The 20,046-nt window shown below is 65.4% G+C and carries 21 protein-coding genes; 8 read left to right on the plus strand and 13 right to left on the minus strand.

The window, feature by feature from the left end; all coding sequences use genetic code 11:
- Positions 1-2: 2 nt before the first annotated feature.
- Genes KC8_RS04385 through KC8_RS20045 form a run of 3 tightly spaced genes read right to left on the minus strand, consistent with a single transcriptional unit; the run spans position 3 to position 2,858 of the window.
- Complete coding sequence (locus KC8_RS04385; protein WP_010124497.1) at positions 3-923, minus strand: tyrosine-type recombinase/integrase; 921 nt, start codon at positions 921-923, stop codon at positions 3-5.
- Positions 920-2,740, minus strand: a complete 1,821-nt coding sequence (locus KC8_RS04390) for a hypothetical protein (RefSeq protein WP_010124496.1) — start codon at positions 2,738-2,740, stop codon at positions 920-922. Before KC8_RS04390 ends, KC8_RS04385 begins: the two co-directional genes overlap by 4 nt.
- Positions 2,721-2,858 (minus strand): hypothetical protein, encoded by a 138-nt coding sequence (locus tag KC8_RS20045; RefSeq protein WP_192807688.1) that lies wholly within the window; start codon positions 2,856-2,858, stop codon positions 2,721-2,723. Before KC8_RS20045 ends, KC8_RS04390 begins: the two co-directional genes overlap by 20 nt.
- A gap of 84 nt (positions 2,859-2,942) precedes the next feature.
- Here KC8_RS20045 and KC8_RS04395 point away from each other — a divergent pair, with 84 nt between their 5' ends.
- Positions 2,943-3,482, plus strand: coding sequence for a shikimate kinase (locus KC8_RS04395; protein ID WP_010124495.1), 540 nt, complete (start codon positions 2,943-2,945; stop codon positions 3,480-3,482).
- Complete coding sequence (gene aroB / locus KC8_RS04400) at positions 3,482-4,579, plus strand: 3-dehydroquinate synthase (protein ID WP_029624387.1); 1,098 nt, start codon at positions 3,482-3,484, stop codon at positions 4,577-4,579. Before KC8_RS04395 ends, aroB begins: the two co-directional genes overlap by 1 nt.
- Before the next feature lie 16 nt (positions 4,580-4,595).
- On the opposite strand, the gene KC8_RS04405 is transcribed toward aroB, so the two are convergent.
- The 3 genes from KC8_RS04405 to pgsA are packed head-to-tail and all read right to left on the minus strand — an operon-like array spanning position 4,596 to position 5,857.
- On the minus strand, positions 4,596-5,042 hold the full coding sequence (locus KC8_RS04405; protein ID WP_010124493.1) for a molybdenum cofactor biosynthesis protein MoaE: 447 nt from the start codon (positions 5,040-5,042) through the stop codon (positions 4,596-4,598).
- Positions 5,039-5,296 carry a molybdopterin converting factor subunit 1 gene (moaD, locus tag KC8_RS04410; protein WP_010124492.1) on the minus strand — a complete coding sequence of 86 codons (258 nt, stop codon included), beginning with the start codon at positions 5,294-5,296 and terminating at the stop codon, positions 5,039-5,041. Before moaD ends, KC8_RS04405 begins: the two co-directional genes overlap by 4 nt.
- Before the next feature lie 9 nt (positions 5,297-5,305).
- Positions 5,306-5,857, minus strand: coding sequence for a CDP-diacylglycerol--glycerol-3-phosphate 3-phosphatidyltransferase (gene pgsA / locus KC8_RS04415; RefSeq protein ID WP_010124491.1), 552 nt, complete (start codon positions 5,855-5,857; stop codon positions 5,306-5,308).
- Between the two features lie 163 nt (positions 5,858-6,020).
- On the opposite strand from pgsA, the gene KC8_RS04420 reads away from it, so the two are divergent.
- Complete coding sequence (locus tag KC8_RS04420) at positions 6,021-7,313, plus strand: MFS transporter (RefSeq protein ID WP_010124489.1); 1,293 nt, start codon at positions 6,021-6,023, stop codon at positions 7,311-7,313.
- A gap of 368 nt (positions 7,314-7,681) precedes the next feature.
- Here the strand turns inward: KC8_RS04420 and KC8_RS04430 are convergent, their stop codons facing one another.
- The 6 genes from KC8_RS04430 to KC8_RS04455 form a co-directional block, all read right to left on the minus strand.
- Positions 7,682-8,104, minus strand: a complete 423-nt coding sequence (locus KC8_RS04430) for a hypothetical protein (protein WP_138956636.1) — start codon at positions 8,102-8,104, stop codon at positions 7,682-7,684.
- A 73-nt stretch (positions 8,105-8,177) separates the two neighbouring features.
- Positions 8,178-9,455, minus strand: a complete 1,278-nt coding sequence (locus KC8_RS04435; protein ID WP_010124483.1) for an SAM-dependent methyltransferase — start codon at positions 9,453-9,455, stop codon at positions 8,178-8,180.
- Between the two features lie 13 nt (positions 9,456-9,468).
- Positions 9,469-10,839: a cryptochrome/photolyase family protein gene (locus KC8_RS04440; protein WP_010124481.1), complete on the minus strand. Its 1,371-nt coding sequence runs from the start codon at positions 10,837-10,839 to the stop codon at positions 9,469-9,471.
- 56 nt (positions 10,840-10,895) lie between these two features.
- Positions 10,896-11,930 (minus strand): 2-oxoacid:ferredoxin oxidoreductase subunit beta, encoded by a 1,035-nt coding sequence (locus KC8_RS04445; protein ID WP_010124479.1) that lies wholly within the window; start codon positions 11,928-11,930, stop codon positions 10,896-10,898.
- A complete protein-coding gene (locus tag KC8_RS04450; RefSeq protein WP_010124478.1) occupies positions 11,927-13,801 on the minus strand; it encodes a 2-oxoacid:acceptor oxidoreductase subunit alpha in 1,875 nt (624 codons plus the stop codon). Before KC8_RS04450 ends, KC8_RS04445 begins: the two co-directional genes overlap by 4 nt.
- 73 nt (positions 13,802-13,874) lie before the next feature.
- Positions 13,875-14,789 (minus strand): histone deacetylase family protein, encoded by a 915-nt coding sequence (locus KC8_RS04455; protein ID WP_010124476.1) that lies wholly within the window; start codon positions 14,787-14,789, stop codon positions 13,875-13,877.
- Positions 14,790-14,871: 82 nt separating this feature from the next.
- On the opposite strand from KC8_RS04455, the gene KC8_RS04460 reads away from it, so the two are divergent.
- The 4 genes from KC8_RS04460 to KC8_RS04475 are packed head-to-tail and all read left to right on the plus strand — an operon-like array spanning position 14,872 to position 18,384.
- Positions 14,872-15,828 (plus strand): alpha/beta hydrolase, encoded by a 957-nt coding sequence (locus tag KC8_RS04460; RefSeq protein WP_029624386.1) that lies wholly within the window; start codon positions 14,872-14,874, stop codon positions 15,826-15,828.
- Complete coding sequence (locus KC8_RS04465) at positions 15,825-16,298, plus strand: RNA pyrophosphohydrolase (protein WP_010124473.1); 474 nt, start codon at positions 15,825-15,827, stop codon at positions 16,296-16,298. Before KC8_RS04460 ends, KC8_RS04465 begins: the two co-directional genes overlap by 4 nt.
- Positions 16,299-16,340: 42 nt before the next feature.
- The gene (locus tag KC8_RS04470) at positions 16,341-17,363 is read left to right on the plus strand and encodes a DUF481 domain-containing protein (protein ID WP_050805365.1); all 1,023 of its coding nucleotides are present in this window, start codon (positions 16,341-16,343) and stop codon (positions 17,361-17,363) included.
- 10 nt (positions 17,364-17,373) lie between these two features.
- Positions 17,374-18,384, plus strand: coding sequence for an aldo/keto reductase (locus tag KC8_RS04475; protein WP_010124471.1), 1,011 nt, complete (start codon positions 17,374-17,376; stop codon positions 18,382-18,384).
- A 47-nt stretch (positions 18,385-18,431) separates the two neighbouring features.
- On the opposite strand, the gene KC8_RS04480 is transcribed toward KC8_RS04475, so the two are convergent.
- Positions 18,432-19,136 carry a hypothetical protein gene (locus tag KC8_RS04480; protein WP_010124470.1) on the minus strand — a complete coding sequence of 235 codons (705 nt, stop codon included), beginning with the start codon at positions 19,134-19,136 and terminating at the stop codon, positions 18,432-18,434.
- A 383-nt stretch (positions 19,137-19,519) separates the two neighbouring features.
- Here KC8_RS04480 and KC8_RS04485 point away from each other — a divergent pair, with 383 nt between their 5' ends.
- A complete protein-coding gene (locus KC8_RS04485) occupies positions 19,520-19,966 on the plus strand; it encodes a nuclear transport factor 2 family protein (RefSeq protein WP_138956635.1) in 447 nt (148 codons plus the stop codon).
- Positions 19,967-20,046 lie beyond the last annotated feature (80 nt).

Genomic DNA, 20,046 nt, shown 5'->3' on the forward strand with positions numbered 1-20,046 from the left:
GGTTAAGCCGGGTTACGGTGCGCGTCAACGAGCGGATGGCGCGCATTGACGAGTTCGACCAGCCGGCGGCTGTCCACATGGGTGTAGATTTGCGTCGTCGCGATGTCGGCATGGCCCAGCATCAGCTGCAACGCGCGCAGGTCCGCCCCCCCTTCCAGCAGGTGCGTGGCAAAGGCATGGCGCAGCACGTGCGGGCTGATCCGCGCGGGTGGAATGCCGGCATCGGCCGCCAGTGTCTTCAGCAATTGATACAGCCGCACGCGCGACAAATGGTTCTTGCCCGAAGGGAACAGCCACGGGCTGTCGGCCGGCACCAGCACCGCCCATTCCGCGACGGCGGCCCGCGCCCGATCCGAAATCGGCACCAGCCGTTCGCGGCCACCCTTGCCCTTCAGGATCAGGAATGGCTGGTCCGGGCGCAGTGCCCGGCGCGGCAGCGATACCAGCTCGGTCGCCCGCAGCCCCGATCCATAAAGCAGTTCGACCAGCGCGGTCAGCCGCAGATGGCCGGGGATCGGATCGGCTGCCTGCCGGCGTTGCAGTTCCGCGAACAGCCGGTCCACATCGCCCCGGTCCAGCGTCTTGGGCAATGCCCGGCCGGCGCGCGGGCGCGGCAGCGCGGCTGATGGATCGTCATCGCGCTCCCCTTCGTCGACCAGAAAGGCAAAGAAACGCCGCAAGGCCGCCGCCTTGCGCGCCGCCGTCGCCGGGGCAAGATCGGCCCATGCAGCCCCCAGCCGGCCCAGTTCATTTTCCCCGGCCACCGCCAGCCGCGCGCCCAGCAGGTCGGATGCGCCCCGCAGATCCGTGCCATAAGCCAGCAATGTGTTGCGGGCCGAACCCGCCTCGGCCGCCAGCATCTCCAGAAAACGGGCGATCGCGCGGCCGTCGCGCCCCGTATCGCGCGGGTCGGCCGCCGTCACAGCCGGGTCATCGCCTCCGCCGCGATCATCCGCGCCTCACCCTCCAGCCCCACGCGGACCAGCGCGGCCAGCATATGGTTGAAATAATGCGGCGGAACGCCCCGCCAGTCGCGGGTCTGCATCCCCGTTGCGATCAGCAGTGCCACGGTTCCCGGTTCACCCCGATTGGCGGCCGAATCGATCGCCCGTGTCCAGGCGTCCTGCTGCGCGAGATCGAACCCGGCCTTTTCCGCCGCGTTGCGCGCGCCGGCTGCCGGCAATCGCCCAAGCCCGGCCAGCGCCGCGACAAGCATCCGGGCCTTGTGCGCGCCGTCTTCGTCCCGGCGGCCGACATAATCTTCCACCCGGCCCGCGCCGATATCCACCACGGCACGCGGCGTGCCGACGGCCAGCATCGCCCACGCATCATCGGCGTCGCTGCTGCTCATCGCGTTCACCACCGGCGCCCAGCGCGCCGCCTGATAATCAAGCCCCGCCGATAGCATCGCGCCGATCAGGCTGGCCGCATCACCTTCCAGGTCGGCGCTCGGGGTGATCCGGGCCGCGGCCCGCGCCGTCAGGATCGCGGCTGCATAACGATCCCGCCCCGGTCGTGCGCCCTGCCACAGGCTGCGAATCGCCCCCATGCGGGCCGCCGCATCTTCGCCGACATACGCAACCCTAAGCCGCCCGGCGTCGCTATCCGCAATTTCGGCTTCGTCGGTCTGTTCGGCCACCTGCCCGTACAGATCGACCAGCGCGGCGTTGGAAAACACGCCCAGCGCCGCAGCCGTCCGCGCCGGCCCCACCCGATTCGCCGCCGCCAGCAATGGGGCACGCGCCTGCCACGCCCGCGCCTGCGGCCCGACGGTGGCGAACAATTCATCCGGGATCGGCACGTTGGTGGCCGATGCCAGGCCGAAGCGCCAGCTCGTCAGTTTCTCGACACCAGTCCATTCGATCGTCACGGCGCGCCGGCCATTGCTGCCCGCGCCAACCACCTTTTCAGCCAGCAGCGCATCAATCCCGCGCGCGATCCCGCGATCGCGTGTCCGATCGATCATCGCGCCCGAAACGGCGGCTTCGCCCGCCAGCCCGGCGCAGATGGCCGATGCCATGGGCCAGATCGGCTCGCCGCTATCGCCCGCCGCCGCCGTCAGCGGGCAAAGCCCCGCCGGATCCGCCGTCGCCAGCGCGGTCTGCGCCGCGATCGAAAGCAGGCGCGCGTTGAACCGGTCGACATCCACGGCCTGCACCAGCATCCGCGCCGCATCCGCTTCGCCCATGCGCAGCAGCATCCACGCCCGTTCGGCCACCCAGTCCTGCGGCTCGGCGCGAACCGGCGTCGGTACCCGCGACAACAGCGCGCGGCGCAGCAGCATCGATGCCCAGCGCGACGGCAACGGCGCGGCCGTGCGACGCATCAATATGTTGAGCGTGTGACCACTCGTGCCGCCGAACGCATCCGGCCCCATGCCCCACGGCGCGTTGAGCGCCCCCACCGTATCGATCGACCGGCGGGCGGCGGCGGGCAATTCCAGTTCGGCGGCCTTTTCGCTATCCGCCGCCAGTTCAGCGTCGCTTTTTTCCTCATCCTCGGCCGCGGCCGCGACTTCGGGCGCCGGCGGCAGCAGATCGGTCGGCCCGCCGGGGGCGGGTGACACTGGCGTCGGGGCGGACGATGCCGGGGCGGGGCGATTGGATGGCGGCTGTGGTGCGGGCGCGGGAACGGCATCGCCGAAGCCGGGCGGCAACAGCGATTCCTGGCCCATCGCCGGCCATAGCGCGACGCCACCCAGCAGCGCCGCTATGATCAGCCTATTTCGCGGCAGCTTCATTCAGCATCGCCTTTTCAACCTGAACCGGTGGCACCTCGGTGTCGACCGTCGACAGGAACACCACGCCCCCGATCAAGAGGAGCAGCAGGACGATGAGGATAAGCCCGAAACGCGACATGATATTCCCTTGCTACGGCCGCCGCCGGTACGTCGGCATGTGGCTTTTGCCCGATGGTGCCGCACTGTGTATAGCCCCCGCGCAATGCCGCATACCCTCCATTCCCGCCACGCCATTCTCAGCCGGCCGATCGTGCTCATCGGGCTGATGGGATCGGGCAAGTCCACCGTGGGCCGCCGTCTGGCCGCCCGCCTGCATTTGCCCTTCATCGACGCCGATCATGAAATCGAGGTCGCGGCGGGTTTGAGCATTCCCGAAATTTTCGCCCGATTCGGCGAAGCGCATTTCCGCGACGGCGAACGTCGGGTGATATCGCGGCTGATCGACGGCAATCCCAAGATCGTGGCTACCGGAGGGGGGGCCTTCATGCAGGACGACACGCGCCAGCTCATTCTCGACAAGGCGACCGCGATCTGGCTGGACGCCGATATCGATGTGCTGGCCGATCGCGTCGGCCGGCGCGATGGCCGCCCGCTGCTCAAGGATCGCGAACCGCGCGAAGTGCTGGCCGAACTGGCCGCCATCCGCAATCCGGTCTACGCGCTCGCGCCCATCCATGTCCGCAGCCAGCCGCTGCCGCACGAGGCCACCGTCGATTCGATCATGAAGGCGCTCAACCTGTGATCGGGGTCGATGTCGCCCTTGGCGACCGCAAATATGCCATCGATATCGAAGCAGGCGCGCTCGATCGCGCGGGCGAATTGCTGCGCCCTTATGTGCGCCGTAACCACTTCGTAATCGTCACCGACGAATCCGTCGCACAGGCCCAGTTGGGGCGCCTCGCCGCCAGCCTCGATGCCGCCGGGATCGGCCATGATGTGATCACCCTGCCGGCGGGCGAATCGACCAAAAGCTGGAAAAACCTCGAAATCGTCACCGATCGCCTGCTCGAACTCGAAATCGAACGCAGCGACAATATCGTGGCCCTGGGCGGCGGCGTGATCGGCGACCTCACCGGCTTCGCCGCGTCCATCCTCAAGCGCGGCTGCGGTTTCGTTCAGGTGCCGACCACCCTGCTCGCCCAGGTCGATTCGTCGGTCGGCGGCAAGACCGCGATCAACAGCCGCGCCGGCAAGAATCTGATCGGCAGTTTCCACCAGCCAGCCTATGTCCTGATCGATCCGACGACGCTCGATACGCTGCCGCTGCGCGAAGTCCGCGCCGGCTATGCCGAGGTCGTGAAATATGGCCTGATTGATTCGCCCGAATTTTTCGACTGGTGCGAAGCCCACGGCCCGGCCCTTCTCGCCGGCGACAGCGCCGCGCGCGAATATGCGATCCAGCGCAGCGTTGCCGCCAAGGCTGCGATCGTGGCGGATGACGAACGCGAAACCAGCGGCCGGCGCGCATTGCTCAATCTCGGCCACACCTTCGGCCATGCGCTGGAAGCCGAAACCGGTTTCTCCGATCGCCTGCTGCATGGCGAAGCCGTCGCCGCCGGCATGGCGCTCGCCTTCGGCTTTTCCGCAGCCCAAGGGCTATGCCCGGCGGACGATGCCGTCCGCGTCCGCGCCCATCTCGAAGCCGCCGGCCTGCCCGCAACCCTGGCCGCAGCCGGGGTCAACGCATCGGGCGCAACGCTCGTCGCGCACATGATGCATGACAAGAAGATGGCCGGCGGCCGCCTGCCCTTCCTGCTCGCGCGTGGCATCGGCCATACATTCCTGGCCAAGGATGTGGATCTCGCCGCCGTCGCCGCCTTCCTCGACGGGGCCGATTAAGCCCCGGAACCCCGCATCACCTTGCCTGCCACCGCGCCGTGGCTTCATCATCGGCGGCCTTCGCCTCCACCCACGCGCCCCGCCCGTCGGCATATCGCTCGCGCTTCCAGAAGGGCGCGGCGGTCTTCAGCCAGTCGATCAGAAAAGCGCAGGATTCGAGTGCCGCCGCCCGATGCGACGATGCCGTGCCGACAAAGACGATGCGGTCGCCCGGCACCAGCACGCCATAACGGTGGATCAGCGTCAGTCCGATCAGCGGCCAGCGCGCTTCGGCCGTCTCGGCGATGGCCGCCATCGCCCGCGTGGTCATCGCCGGATAATGTTCCAGCGTCATATCGATCAGGCCGCCATCGCCACGCACAAGGCCGGTGAAACTGGCCACCGCGCCCCCGCCCAGCGCCTCCAGCCGGGCCAGTTCGGCGCCCGGATCAAAGGCCTCGGCCTGAACGCGGATCGCCCTCATCCCCCCGTCACCGGCGGGAACAGCGCGATTTCGCGCGCACCCGCGATGGTCGCGTCGAACCCGGCAAAATCCTGATCGATCGCCGCGCGCAGGCGCGTGGGATCGGCAAAGGCGGCGGCATGGCCGGGGGACCGGCCCGAAAGCCAGCCCACCAGTTCGGCGATCGTCGTCACCTCGGCCGGCGGGTTCACCGTTTCGGCGTCGGCACCGATCGCTTCGCGCACCCACGCGAAATACAGGATCTCGATCGCCACGCCTTCGTCTCAATCCATATGTTTCAGGCCGACCCGCAGATAATCCCAGCCGGTGATCAGGGTCAGGGCGGCGGCCGCCCACAGGCAGAACAGGGCCGCGCTGTGCACCAGCGGCCATTGCGGTACCGCGCCGGCCAGGATCAGCCCGCCCAGCGATATCAGCTGGAACGTCGTCTTCCATTTCGCCAGCTTGCTCACCGGCACCGAAACGCGCAGGTCCGCCAGAAATTCACGCAGGCCCGAAACCGCGATTTCGCGCAGCAGGATCACCAGCGCCGCGACGACGGCAAAACCCGAAATATCGCGGGTGAACACCAGCATCATGACCACCGCGGCGACCATGATCTTGTCGGCGATCGGATCGAGAAACACGCCCAGTTTCGATACCGTGCCGCGCGCCCGCGCGACATAGCCGTCGAAATAATCGGTCACCCCCATCAGCACATAGAGGCCGAAAGCCAGCGCATAATCGTACCAGCGTGGCGTTCCCCACAACAGGAACACCAGGATCGGCACCGCGAATATGCGCGACAGGGTGAGGATATTGGGCAAGGTCAGCATGATTTCCCACCGTCTTAGCGCGCTTTTTCGCCGTTGGGGAGTGCGATTGGCATCGTCGGCGCAATGACCGCATATCCATGCGGCGGCGGGCGCTTGGGCTTGGTGCTGCCCTGTGCTTGGGCTATGCAGCCGATCGATAAGAACAAGGCGACACACGCTCCCTATGCATGCATCGATAAGGCTTCTGGCCAGAAGGCGGTTTCTGCCGCTGTTCGTCACTCAGTTCCTGGGGGCATTCAACGACAATCTCTTCAAGACCGCGATGGTGCTGTTCGTCACCTACGAGGTCTATTCCGATCCCCGGGTGGAAGCCTGGTTCAATGCGATCGCGACGGGACTGTTCATCCTCCCCTTCTTCCTTCTGTCCGCTTTGTCCGGCCAGTTGGCCGATACGCGCGACAAGGCGGGCATCATCCGGATCGTGAAGAGTGCCGAAATCGGCATCATGGTCGTGGGGGCCGCCGGGTTGCTGCTGTCGTCGGTCACGCAAACCTGGTCGATCGCGCTGATGCTGGTCGCGGTGCTGGCGATGGGGGTGCATTCCACCTTTTTCGGCCCGATCAAATATGCCCTGCTGCCCCAGCATCTCGACAATGATGAAGTGCTCGGCGGCACCGGCCTCGTCGAAGCCGGCACCTATATCGCCATCCTGGCCGGTACGATCATCGCCGGGATGATGAGCCGCAACGAAGGCGCCGTCGCGGCCACCGTGCTCGGCGTGGCCATTCTCGGCTGGTTCGCCGGCCGTCAGGTCCCGCCGGCCCCGCCGCTGGGGGCGACGCCACCGCTCGATTTTCATATCATTCGTTCGTCGATCCGGCTGGTTTCGGGAACGATGCACATCCCGCGCCTGTTTCTCGCCATCTGCGCGATCAGCTTTTTCTGGGCGATCGGATCGGTGCTGGTGGTGATCTTCCCGCCGCTGGTGAAGAATGTTTTCACCGCCGACGAAAAAGTTGCCAGCCTTTTCCTCGCCATCTTCTCGGTCGGGGTGGCGATCGGGTCGGTCGCGATCAACCGGCTGCTCGGCGCGCATGTGTCCGCCAAATATGCGCCCGCATCGGTGATCGGCATGGGCGTCGCCATATTGTTCATGTTCCATGTCGCGAATGGCTGGCAAGGCCTTGGCGGCGGCCAGCTTTTCACGCTCGCCCAGTTCGTCGATCATCCCGGCGCGATCGAAGTGTTCTTCGCCTTGTTCGCGGTTGCGGTTGCCGGCGGCATGTTTGTCGTGCCGCTCTACGCCTTCCTCACCACCACCGTCCCCAAAGACCAGACGGCGCGCACCGTTGCCGCCAACAACATCGTCAATTCGGGGGCCATGGTGCTCGGATCGCTGGCGATCATGGGTCTGACGGCGATGGGCGTCACCGTAGTCCAGACGTTGCTGCTGGTCGCCGCCATGTGCCTTGTTTCGGCCTGGCTGGCATGGAAGCTCCACCTCGCGTGCGATTGATGGGCGTGGCCTGGCGCGGGTTCGTGCGTGTCAGGCCAGCCAGGCGGAAAAGAACAGGAATCCCGCCGCAAACGTGATGACGAACAACCGGACATCACTGAAAAGGCGGGATTCTGCTTCACCGGGATCCGCCGCATCGGCCATGGCCGGGGCAGGCTGGTCTCCGGCCGGCACAACGGGCACGGGCGATGCCGTGCCAAATCCCTGCCATCGCGCGGATATCCGCGGAGCGAATCCGGGTCGTGCCTCGATCATAGGCAAGGCTTAACGCCTTGCTTACCATCTTGTCCCCTGCCCGAATGGGTTAACGGCCGCCGGCTGTCACATTGTCCCGTCGCGGGACGGATTCGGCCGGCGGCATAGTCCGTTCAGGCTTCGGAATCGTTCGCCGATTTCGACTTCGCCCGGGTCTTGGCGATGCCCTTCTTCACCGATTCGACAATCTCGCCCGATGCCTTGGCGATGCGCGCGCGGCCCACGGTGGCGGCCAGCCCGGCGCCTACCGCAACAACGGCGGCAGCCGCGCCGATCGCCACATTGCGCGGTGTCGCGGGGGGCAATTTGTCCTTCACCCTGGTGGCCGCGGTCTTCGCCTTGGCCGCCACCGCCGTCACTTCGGCGCGGGCTTTCTGCGCGGTGGTTGCGCCATTGCCCTTTGTGGCCGCTGCGGGCTTTGCCACCTTGGGCTTGGCTGCCGTTGCGCGCGGTTTCTTCGCGGCGGCCGTCGCTGTCCGGGGCTTGGCGGTACGTGCGGGCTTGGTGGCAGGGGTGCTCGTCGGGGTATCAGCCATCATCGTCTCCCATCGGGGTTCACAGCAACGAACATATGGCGGGGCTTGCGGTTCCGAAACGACAAATCTCAAATCATGCTGCGCCAACCAGCGTCACCTGCGCCACATCGATCCCGCCACCGCGAAAACCGCCCTCGCAATACATCAGATAATAGCGCCACAGGCCGATGAACGTCGGATCGAACCCGCCCGGCAGCGCGCCTTCGGCTACCGCCCGGTCGAACCGCTCGCGCCAGCGTCGCAATGTTTCGGCATAATGCAGGCCGAACCGGTCCAGGTCGCGCCAGGCCAGCCCGGCCCCCTCGGCGGTCTTGCGGAACCGGCTTTCGGACAGCAGCATTCCGCCGGGAAAGATATAGGTCTGGATGAAGTCCGCGCTCAGCGCATAATCGGCGAAGATCGCATCATCGATATCGATGAACTGGATCGCGGCCCGCCCGCCCGGCTTCAGCACGCGGGCGATCGCTTCCAGATAAGCCGGCCAATACGCCTCGCCCACCGCCTCCACCATCTCGACGCTCGCCACCGCGTCGAACGTCCCGGCCACATCGCGATAATCGACCAGCCGGAAATCCGCGCGATCGCTGAAGCCTGCGGCCGCCAGCCGCGCCTCGGCAAAGGCGCGCTGCTCGGTCGAAAGCGTGATGCCGGTGACGTGGACGCCATAATCCCGCACCGCGATTTCGGCGAGGCCGCCCCAACCGCAGCCGATCTCCAGCAGCCGATCGCCCGGCTTTAGCGCCAGCCGATCCAGCAGCATCCGCACCTTGCGCGTCTGCGCCACATCCAGCGGCTCGCCGGGCGAAATCGGCTCGGCAAAGCGCGCGCTGGAATAGGTCATCGTCGGGTCGAGCCAGGCCGCGTAGAAATCATTGCCCAGGTCGTAATGGAACGCGACGTTACGTCGCGCGCCGGTGCGATCATTGTGGCGCAGCGCATGTTTGATGCGGTTCACCATCCGCGTCAGCCCGCGTGCGCGCCCCGCCTCGCCCAGCGCATGGCGGTTGCGCATGAACAGATCGAACAGCGGCACCGGATCGGGGCTGGCCCATTCGCCTTCGGCCCAGGCGCGATACCAGCCGACCGAACCGCTCGCCATCAGCCGCGCCAGCGCCCGCCAGTGGCGCAACGCGACGATCGCGACAGGCCCCGCCTTTCGCCCGCCCAACCGGCGCTGCGTTCCATCGGGCAGGGTCACGTCGATCGCGCCCTCGTCCAGCCCCCGATCGATCCGGTCGAGCACGCGGCGGACGCCCAATGCCGCCAGCTGCGCGCCAAGCCCCGCCCCCGTGGCAAAACCCCGGTCGGCCGTCACCAGATGGTGGCCTCTCGCTGGCTGATCGCGCCTCATTGCGCTTCGCCCTTCATCCGCCACGGCCATGGGCCTCCGCCGTCGCCAGCGCCCTTGCCCGCCCCGCGCGATGGCCGATCAGCGGGGCCGGATAGCCCTTCGGCGCGCAACCGGCCTCGTGGGGATCGTGGATCCACGGTTCGGGCACCTTGGCCAGTTCGGGCACCCATTTGCGGATATAGGCCGCCGCGTCGAATTTTTCCGATTGCAGGATCGGCGCCATGATCCGCCCGAACGGATTGGAATCGATCCCCGTTCCCGCGATCCACTGCCAGTTCACCGCATTATTGGCGTAATTGGCATCGACCAGCGTATCCCAGAACCAGCGTTCGCCGCGCCGCCAGTCGATCAGCAGATGCTTGGTCAGGAAGGATGCGGCGATCATCCGCACCCGATTGTGCATCCATCCGGTCGCCCATAATTCGCGCATTCCGGCATCGACGATCGGATAGCCCGTGCGCCCTTTCGTCCACGCCGCGAAATCCGCCTCGGCATCGCGCCATGGGAAATCGTCCCACGCCTCGCGCCCGTTGCGCCGGCCATAATCGGGCAGGATATCGATCACGTTCGCGGCGAAATCGCGCCAGCCCACTTCACGCAGGAAGGGTTCGGCCTCGCCGCGCGCGCGTTTCGCGGCATGGTGCCACACGGTGGCTGGCGAAATTTCGCCGAAATGCAGATGCGGCGACAGGCGCGACGATCCGGCGATCGACGGCAGGTTGCGGGCCGTATCATAGTCGGTGATGTTCGGCAGGAAGTTGCGCAGCGCATCCTTCGCGCCCTCTTCACCGGGTGCCCAATAGTCGCCAAATCCGGCGGCCCAATCCGGCGCGGTCGGCAGCAAGGCCCAGTCGTCGAGTGCATCGCTATCGGGGTGATCGGCCACCGTCGCAATCCGGTCCGGCGCCGGCAGCGGCAGTTCGGGCGGCATCTGCTCCTTCAGCGCGCGCCAGAACGGCGTGAACACCCGATAACGGCCGCCACCGCCCGTCCGCACCCGATCCGGCGGGGCCAGCGTGCCGCCATCGTGCAAGTGCAGGTCGATCCGGTCCGCCAGCGCGGCTTCGGCATCCTGCCACCATGGTTCATAATGGCGCAGCGCATGGACACGCGCGGCGCCAACTTCGCACGCCAGCCGCAGCACCTCTTCCACGGCATCGCCACGCCGCAGGATCAGCTGGGCGCCCCTGTCGACCAACGCATCGGCAAGCGCGCTCAGGCTATGGTGCAGCCACCAGCGTTGCGCCCCACCGATCCGCCACGGCCCGGGCCGCTCGTCATCGAGAACATAAAGGCAGACGACCGGGCCTTCGCTCGCCGCCGCCACCAGCGCGCGCTGGTCAGCAAGCCGTAAATCCTGACGGAACCATAAGATACTGGTCATCGGTCCGTCCTGCGGCCATGCGGATCATTTTTCAACATCCGCATGGCCGCGAACGATCAGAGCGTGGGGCCGGCCTTTTCCACCTGCCAGGTCTGGCCCTTGGAGATCAGCTTTTGCAGGTCTGGCTTCTTGCCCGCCGTCGCTGCCGCATTCTGTTCGACCACCGCGCGGTCGAAGGTCGGGCGCGGATGGTTGAAGATCACGCCGAGCACAACGGGGCCGCCTTCGCCGGGAGCGAAATCGATCAGCATCTGCGCCAGCCCATGGTTGGTCTGGTCGTGGACGATCACGCCGGCCGCTTCCCAGTCGCCATCGACGACATCGACGACATGCAGCTTCAGGTCCGTCCGGTTGAGCGTCAGCCCCTTGGCGCCGTTCGCGAACAGCACCGGCTTGCCGTCTTCCACCCAGATCTGGTTGTCCGGCGCCGCCTTCTTTTCGGTGAAGGGCGCGAACACGTCGTCATTATAGACGATGCAGTTCTGGTAGATTTCGACGAAGCTCGCGCCCTTGTGGGCGTGGGCGGCCTTCAGCACAGACGGCAGGTTTTTGTGCGTGTCGATCGCCCGCGCAACGAAACGCGCGCCCGATCCCAGCGCAAAGCTGCACGGGCTCGCCGGCCGATCGACCGATCCGTACGGCGTCGATGGCGAACGCGTGCCGACGCGGCTGGTGGGCGAATATTGCCCCTTGGTCAGCCCGTAAATCTCGTTGTTGAACAGCAGCACCTGGCAGTCGAGATTGCGGCGCAGCAGGTGCATCGTGTGGTTGCCGCCGATCGACAGCGCATCGCCGTCGCCGGTGATGATCCACACGTCGAGTTCGGGATTGGCGAGCTTGACCCCCGTCGCCACCGCCGGCGCGCGGCCGTGGATGGTGTGGAAGCCATAGGTTTCCATATAATAAGGGAAGCGCGACGAGCAGCCGATGCCGGATACGAACACGGTGTTTTCCGGCCGCACGCCCAGTTCGGGCATGGTCCGCTGCACCGCCTTCAGCACCGCATAGTCGCCGCAACCGGGGCACCAGCGCACCTCCTGATCGGTTTCCCAGTCCTTGGGGGTCGTGGTGAACTTGGTCATCTCGTTCATGCGAGCGCACTCTCGATAGCGGCTTCGATTTCGGCGATGCGGAAGGGCTGGCCGGAAACCTTGTTGAGCGGACGGGCGTCGACCAGATACTGATCGCGCAGTACGGTCTTGAGCTGGCCGGTGTTCATCTCGGGCACGATGATCTTTTCATAGCCCTTGAGCAACGCGCCCAGATTTTTCGGCATCGGCCAGATGTGGCGGATATGGATGTGGCTGACATCCAGCCCCTTGGCCCGCGCCCGGCGCACCGCCTGCAGGATCGGCCCATAGGTCGAACCCCAGCCGACGATGACGAGCTTGCCGCCCGGTTCGCCCAGCGTGATTTCCTGATCGGGAATATGATCGGCGATGCCGTTCACCTTCGCCTGGCGCAGATCGGTCATCGCCTGGTGGTTGGCCGGCGAATAATCGAGGTGGCCGGTATCGACCTGCTTTTCGATGCCGCCGATGCGGTGGATCAGGCCAGGCGTGCCGGGCTTCACCCACGGGCGCGCCAGCTTGTCGTCGCGGCTGTACGGCTTGAACCCGCCTTCGGGCACGCTGTCCAGATAGTGCACCGGGAACGGCGCGTAACCGCTCATGTCGGGCACCTTCCACGGCTCGGCCGCGTTGGCGATATAACCGTCGGTCAGCAGCATGACCGGCGTCATGAACTGGGTGGCGATGCGCACCGCTTCGATCGCGCAATCGAATGCGTCGGCGGGCGAACAGGCCGAAATCACCGGCATCGGGGCGTCGCCGTTGCGGCCATAGACGGCCTGATACAGATCCGACTGCTCGGTCTTGGTCGGCAGGCCGGTCGAAGGGCCGCCACGCTGCGAATTGACGATGACCAGCGGCAATTCGGTCATCACGGCAAGGCCCATCGCCTCGCCCTTCAGCGCGATGCCGGGGCCGGACGACGATGTGACGCCCAGCTGCCCGCCATAGGATGCGCCGATCGCCGATGCGATCGCGGCGATTTCGTCCTCCGCCTGGAAGGTGGTGACGTCATATTCCTTGAGCTGCGACAAATGGTGCAGGATCGCGGATGCCGGGGTGATCGGATAGCCACCGAAGAACATCTTCACATTGGCCAGCTGCGCGCCAGCCACCAGGCCGAGCGAAATCGATTCCGCGCCGGTGATGGTGCGGTACAGGCCCGGCTCCGCTTCCGCCGGCGCCACATGGTGCTGCTTCAGCGGGCCGGAAATTTCGGCTGTTTCGCCAAAGGCATGGCCGGCGTTCAGCGCGGCGACGTTGGCGTCGACCAGCGTCTGGTTCTTGGCGAACTTCTGCTCCAGCCACTTGATCAGCGGCGCGCGATCGCGGTCGAACATCCACAGGGCCAGGCCCAGCGTCCACATGTTCTTGCAGCGCAGCGCTTCCTTGTTGCCAAGGCCGAACGGCTTCACCGCATCCATCGTCAGCTGCGAAATGTTGAAGCTCAGCAGCTGCCACTTGGCCAGGCTGCCATCGCCCAGCGGCGACACGTCATAACCGGCCTTCGCCAGGTTGCGCGCGCCGAACTCGCCTTCGTCGGCGATGATCAGGCCGCCCGGCTTCAGCGCGCCGACATTCGTCTTCAGGGCGGCGGGGTTCATCGCGATCAGCACGTCGGGCGCGTCGCCCGCGGTTTCGATCGCGGTCGACCCGAAATTGATCTGGAACGCGGACACGCCGAACAGCGTGCCCTGCGGCGCGCGGATTTCGGCCGGGAAATCGGGGAAGGTGGCAAGGTCATTGCCAGCCAGCGCCGTGGACAATGTAAACTGCCCCCCGGTCAGCTGCATGCCATCGCCGCTATCGCCGGCAAAACGTACAACGATCGCCTCGGCCGGTGGATTGGCCGCGGCCTCCTTGGGAGTGATTTCGTGAACGGCTGTCGCCATAGCCCTAGATACCTCGTTCTTTACGGCGCTTTCCCTAGACCCCGGCCCCGCCCCCCTCAAAGAAGAAAATGTCTCAGGGCATCACGCGGGGCTTGGCCGCTGCTGTCGCCAGCGTAATTATCGAACGTGCATGGCGCCGCGCCACCGCCATGCGGTCTTCACCATAGCCACCACCCAGCACACTCGCCAGCGGCACACCGCGCATCCGTGCTGCAACCATCACCCGCACATCCCGTGCGGCAAGGCCGGCATCGCTCAGCGCCAGCCGGCCCAGCCTGTCTTCGATATGGGGATCCACCCCCGCCTGGTAAAGGATCAGGTCAGGCTGAAATCCATCGATTGCCGGGTCCAGATGCGCGTCCAGCACCGCCAGATATGCTGCATCGTCAGCCCCGTCCGCCAGTGCAGCATCCAGCGACGATCGGGCTTTGCGCGCGGGGAAATTCTTGTCCGCATGGATCGACAGCGTGAACACATCGTCGCGCCCGGCCATCAGGATCGCGGTGCCATCGCCCTGATGCACGTCAAGGTCGACGATCATCACCCGCTTGGCATCCCCTTGCGCGATCAGCCGGTTGGCGGTGATCGCCAGATCGTTGAACACGCAATAGCCCGCCCCCGTATCCGCCAGTGCATGATGGCTGCCGCCCGCGCTGTTCGCGGCAAAGCCGTGCGCCAGCGCCAGCTTCGCCGCCAGCCATGTCCCGCCGGGTACAAGCTGCGCGCGACGGGCGACATGGGGTGTGACGGCAAAGCCGATCCGCCGTTCCTTTTCAGGCGGCACGCACGCTGCGATCACCTGATCCACATAGTCCGCATCATGGACGGCCGCGATCCATTCGCGGGGCATCGGCTCCGGCTCGTGCATCTCAAACGGTGCGCCCGCCTCATCCAGTGCCATCATCGCCAGCCCATATTTGTCGAAGCTGAAACGGCTGCCGGGTGCTGCGGGCGACACATAATCGGGGTGGTGGACGATGCGGGCCATGGCGCTCGCCAGCATAAGCGATCGGCTCGACTTCGCCAGCCGGATGGTTAAATCGGGGGCCAGCCTCTGGAGACCCGCGCGCATGACTTCGCCTTTCATTCGTCCCGATGTCCGCACCTTCATCGATTTCGCATCCGCCATTCCCGGTCCCAAGATGCACGAACTCGGCCCCGTTGCGGCGCGCGCGGCGTTGCGCGCGGGGCGCGATCTGATCGATCTGCCGGTGGGCGAACTCGCCGTCATCCGCGATCTTAACATCCCCGGCCCGGCCGGCGCCGATATTCCAGCCCGCCTCTATGATGCCCGCGAAACGCGCGACGCGGGTCCGGTGCTGGTCTATTTCCACGGCGGCGGCTTCATTCTCGGCGATCTGCACAGCCATGAACCGATCTGCGCCGAAATCGCCCGCCAGCTCGATCTGCCGGTGATCGCGGTCGATTATCGCCTCGCGCCCGAAAATCCCTGGCCCGCCGCCCCCGATGATTGCGAGGCGGCGGCCCGTTGGATCGCATCCAACCCGGCCGAAACCGGGCGGATCGCCACCAGTCTCATCCTCGCGGGGGACAGCGCAGGCGGCACGCTCACCATCGTCACCACGCTGGCGCTGCGCGATACGCCGGCCGCGGTGCCGGTGCTGGCGCAGTGGCCGATTTACCCCGCCCCCGATCCGACCGGAAAATACTATTCCTATCGCGAGTTTTCGAACGGCTACTTCCTCGATGCGGCGTCGATGAACTGGTTCCACGAATCCTACGCCGCCGATTATTCAGACCATCGCGCAACGCCCTTGAAGGCCGATCATGCCGGCACACCCCCCACTTTGGTCGTCACCGCCAGCCTCGATCCCTTGCGTGATTCGGGCCGGGCTTATGCCGCCGCCCTCGTTCAGGCGGGCGTGCCCACCGTCTATCGCGAGGCCGCCGGCAACATTCACGGCTTCCTCAACATGCGAAAGGCGGTCCCGTCGTCGCAGGGCGATCTCGCCGGCTGCATCACCGCCCTCAAGGCCATCATCGCCGAACTGGAACCCGCCGCATGAGCCAAAGCACCCTGCCCTATCGCGATGCCGCCGCCGTGATGCTGCTCAACGCCGACAACAAGGTGTTCGTCGCGCTGCGCATCGATAATGCCGCGGAAGCGTGGCAGATGCCGCAAGGCGGTCTCGACGAAGGCGAAACCCCGCAAGCCGGCATGCTGCGCGAGCTTGAGGAAGAAACCGGCATCCCGCCCCATCTGGTCGAAATCATCGCTGAGGCGCGCGCGCCGTTCTTCTACGATCTCCCCCCCGAACTCGTCGGCAAGGTGTGGAAGGGGCGCTATCGCGGCCAGCGCCAATATTGGTTCCTCGCCCGCTTCCTCGGCACCGACGAAGATGTGAACCTCGACACCGCCGAACCCGAATTTCGCGGCTGGCGGTGGGGGGAACCGGCTGAACTGCCGGACATGATCGTCCCGTTCAAGCGCAAGCTCTATTCCGATGTGCTAGAGGAATTTGCAGACTATCTCTGATTGCACGCCACAGCCGCTCCCCGGCCGGACGAGACCGATTTGATGCTCCCCTTCCTTGCCTTCGCCCTGCTCGCGCCCCTGATCGAACCGCCACAGACCGCGCCCGCGCCGCCATCCGTGCCGCCGCTGCTGCTGACGCCGATCGTCGCAGCACCCCCGCCGCCGGCTCAGCCTTTGCCCATGCCGCGGATCGCCCCGCCGCCGCCCACCGAACTGCCGCCTTCGGTGCGCGCGCTGCTCGACGCGGCGATCGCCAGCGATGATCCGCAAACCGTCTCCGCCATTGCCAGGCTCGCCCGCAAGACGGCGCCATGGGCCGCCAATCAGGCCGATGCGCTGAAGGACGACTACAACGCCGTCGTCGCCGAAAAGAAGGCCACCGCCGAACGCGAACGGATCGCGCGCCTGTCCAACGCCAGCTTCTTCGATAACTGGAAGGGCGAGGTCGAACTCGGCGGGTCGCGTTCCACCGGCAACACCCGTGCGCTTGGCCTTTATGGTTCGGCCAAGGGGGAACGGGAAGGGGTGCGCGTGCGCCATCGCTTCAACGCCCGCGCCGATCTTCAGGAAACCAGCGGCGTCACCACCACCGAACGCATCCTCGCCAGCTACCAGCCCAATTTGAAATTCGACGATCGCTTCTACGCTTATGGCCTTGGCCAGTACGAACATGATCGGTTTCTGGGGTATGACAATCGCTACACGCTGGGCGGCGGTTTCGGCTACAGCCTGGTTTCCAACGACAAGATGAAGCTCGATTTCGAAGGCGGCCCGGCCGTGCGATACACCGATTTCATCGCCGAACCGGGCAAGACCACGATCGCCGGCCGCGCCTCGATGGCGCTGCGCTGGCAGATCGCGCCGACGGTTAGCCTGACGCAGGATGCGGCGCTCTACGTCGAATCCGGCAGCACCAACGCCACTTCGTCGATCGCGCTGGACACCAAATTGTTCGGCCCGCTGAAAACGCGGCTGTCCTACAACATCCAGTATGAACGCGATGCGCCGGCCGGCCGCGATCCCGTCGATACATTGAGCCGCGCCACCCTGGTCTACAGCTTTTGAGGATGCCTGCATGACGCTGCCCACCCGTCGCATCGGCCCGTTCACCGTCTCAGCCATCGGCCTTGGCTGCATGAATCTCAACCATGCCTATGGCCGTATGCCAAGCGCGGCGGATGGCGCCCGCCTGCTCAATCGGGCGCTCGATCTGGGCGTCACCTTCCTCGATACCGCCGCGCTCTATGGCTATGGCGATAATGAACGGCTGATCGGCAAGGCCGTGATGCACCGCCGCGCCGAATACACCCTCGCCAGCAAATGCGTGCTCGATGTGTTCGACGGCGAACGCGGGCTGAACGGCCATCCGGATGCGATCGCCCGCACGCTCGATCAGGCGCTTGTCCGCCTCGGCACCGATCATATCGATCTATATTATCTCCACCGGCTCGACCGGAATGTGCCGGTCGAAGATTCGGTCGGCGCGCTCGTTCGCGCCAAGGAAGCCGGCAAGATCGGCGCGATCGGCCTGTCCGAAATGGGCGCCGCCACCATCCGCCGCGCCCACGCCGTCCACCCGATCGCCGCGCTTCAGACCGAATATTCGCCCTGGGTGCGCAATCCCGAAGTCGCCGTGCTCGATGTCTGCCGCGAACTCGGCATCGGCTTCGTCGCCTTCTCGCCCGTCGCGCGCGGCTTCCTCGCCGGCGCCGTCACCGATGACAATTACGAAGCGGACGATATCCGCGCGATCATGCCGCGCTTCGTCGAACCGCAGTTGTCGCACAATCTGAAGCTGCTCGATCGCTTCCGCGCGGTCGCCACGCAAGCCGGCTGCACCCCAGCCCAGCTCGGACTCGGCTGGGTGCTGGCCCAGCGCGACGATATCGTCCCCATCCCCGGCACGCGCAGCATCGCCCATCTCGAAGAAGATGTCGCCGCCGCGCATCTGACGCTGGATTCCGCAACGATCGCCGCCGTCGACGCGATCTTCACCCCCGGCGCGGTTGCCGGCCCGCGCTATTCCCCGGCGATGCAGGCCGCGATCGACACCGAATTGCTGCCGGAAGAATTGGCCGACGCCTGATCAGCAGCGCGGCCGGACACATTCCAGCACCTGTGCGCAGATGGAAACTACAGTTCCAGCTTTTCCTTCTGCGCATTTTCCTCCGCCTGCTCCACCGCCTTGGCATTATGGTCCCGGGCGGCTGCAACCATCTGGTCCGTCATCGCGAAACTGGTGATCCCCACATTGAATCGCGATGCGAGTGCCGGATTTTGCGGGTTTGGAACAAATTCATAGGAAATGGCATGCAGGCAGGGCACCACCTTGTCCGTCCGCAGGCTATGGCTGCGGCATTCAGAGTAACTCGTATTGCTATCGGTTATGCGCTCGCCGCCGCGCGATCGCACGATCCAGCCTGAACGCTGGTTGCCATAGGCTGCAACGTCGAACGTCCCATATTTGCCGGACAATTCCTGCGTGATATTCGCGATGGGCAGTTCCTTGCCGGCCGCATATTCGACGGTGCGATCGATATGAACGACCCTTTCACCGCCTTGCGGGCCAAGCAGCCAGACATTCACTTTATCCAGCCCTGTGTCCGCGTTCAGATCGACCCGCGACATCTGGCCGCCTGATGGCAACGAAGCGCTGTTTTTACTGGCATTGATCGCATAATTTGGGTTCTTGCACAGCAGCACGCCGCGAACCTGTTCCTCGGTCATGCCATGGCGCAGCCCCACGATATCATCAGCAGGCTGCCCTTTTTCCGCGGCCTGCGGTTTGAATTTGTCGCAATCGATATCGATCTTTTCGACGGCCGGCGCACTCGCCACCTCAACTCCGGAATGTGACGGAACAGGATCGGAAGCATCGGAACCCTCGCTGGAATTTCCGCTGCCCCCGCAACCAGTTAAAATGATCAATCCACTTGCCGCAATAGCCAGGTTCCGCATGTTGATCGCCTTTCAACTTGAAAAGTTGAAGAAATTACTGATGCAACGACCACGCATGAAAGCAATATTATGCTACCATGCACCTTGCAGGTTCGCAACGGAACGGGCTTAGCGCAAAGGGATAGGTGCTTAGGGGAGAGGCGCATGGCCTCGCGGGCAGCGTATCGTCCGCTCCCGACAGATGTGCCGCGCCCACCCCCTCCATATCGACTAGGCGGATTCCTCTGCCTGCGCGCATACTTCTCCCGCAAACGGAGAGAATGATGACGACGCCGGACAATCGCGCGCTGTTCCTGAAGATGCTGAATGCGCTCGGGACCAAGGATTTCGATACCTTCCAGGCCTGTCTGGCGGATGACGTGCTGCTCGAATGGCCGTTTCCGGTGATGGAGGGTTTTCCCGCCGAAGCCCGCGGCGCACGCTGGTTTCGCGACAGCCTGGAAGCCAGCTGGGCCGATTTCGCGCCTTACGCCTACCGGATCGTCGCCATCCACGACATGGCCAATCCCAACGCGCTGGTGGCCGAATATACTTCGCACAGCACCTATCTGCCGACCGGGCTGCCTTACGAAAACGGCTATGTCAGCATCGTCGATTTCGCGGATGGCCGCATCACCCGCTGGCGCGAATATCTCAATCCCGAAGTGATCAAGCGCACGCTCGCCCCCGGCGCGTCGTGGAGCGCGGATGATGGCCCGGTATCGGGCTGACCGGCCCATATCCGGATGCGCCCCTTCCCCGTCCGTGTCTCGACTGCGCTCGACACGGGCGGATCAACAAGATGACAGGG

Origin of the sequence: Sphingomonas sp. KC8 (assembly GCF_002151445.1) — a bacterium.
Taxonomy (GTDB): domain Bacteria; phylum Pseudomonadota; class Alphaproteobacteria; order Sphingomonadales; family Sphingomonadaceae; genus Sphingomonas_E.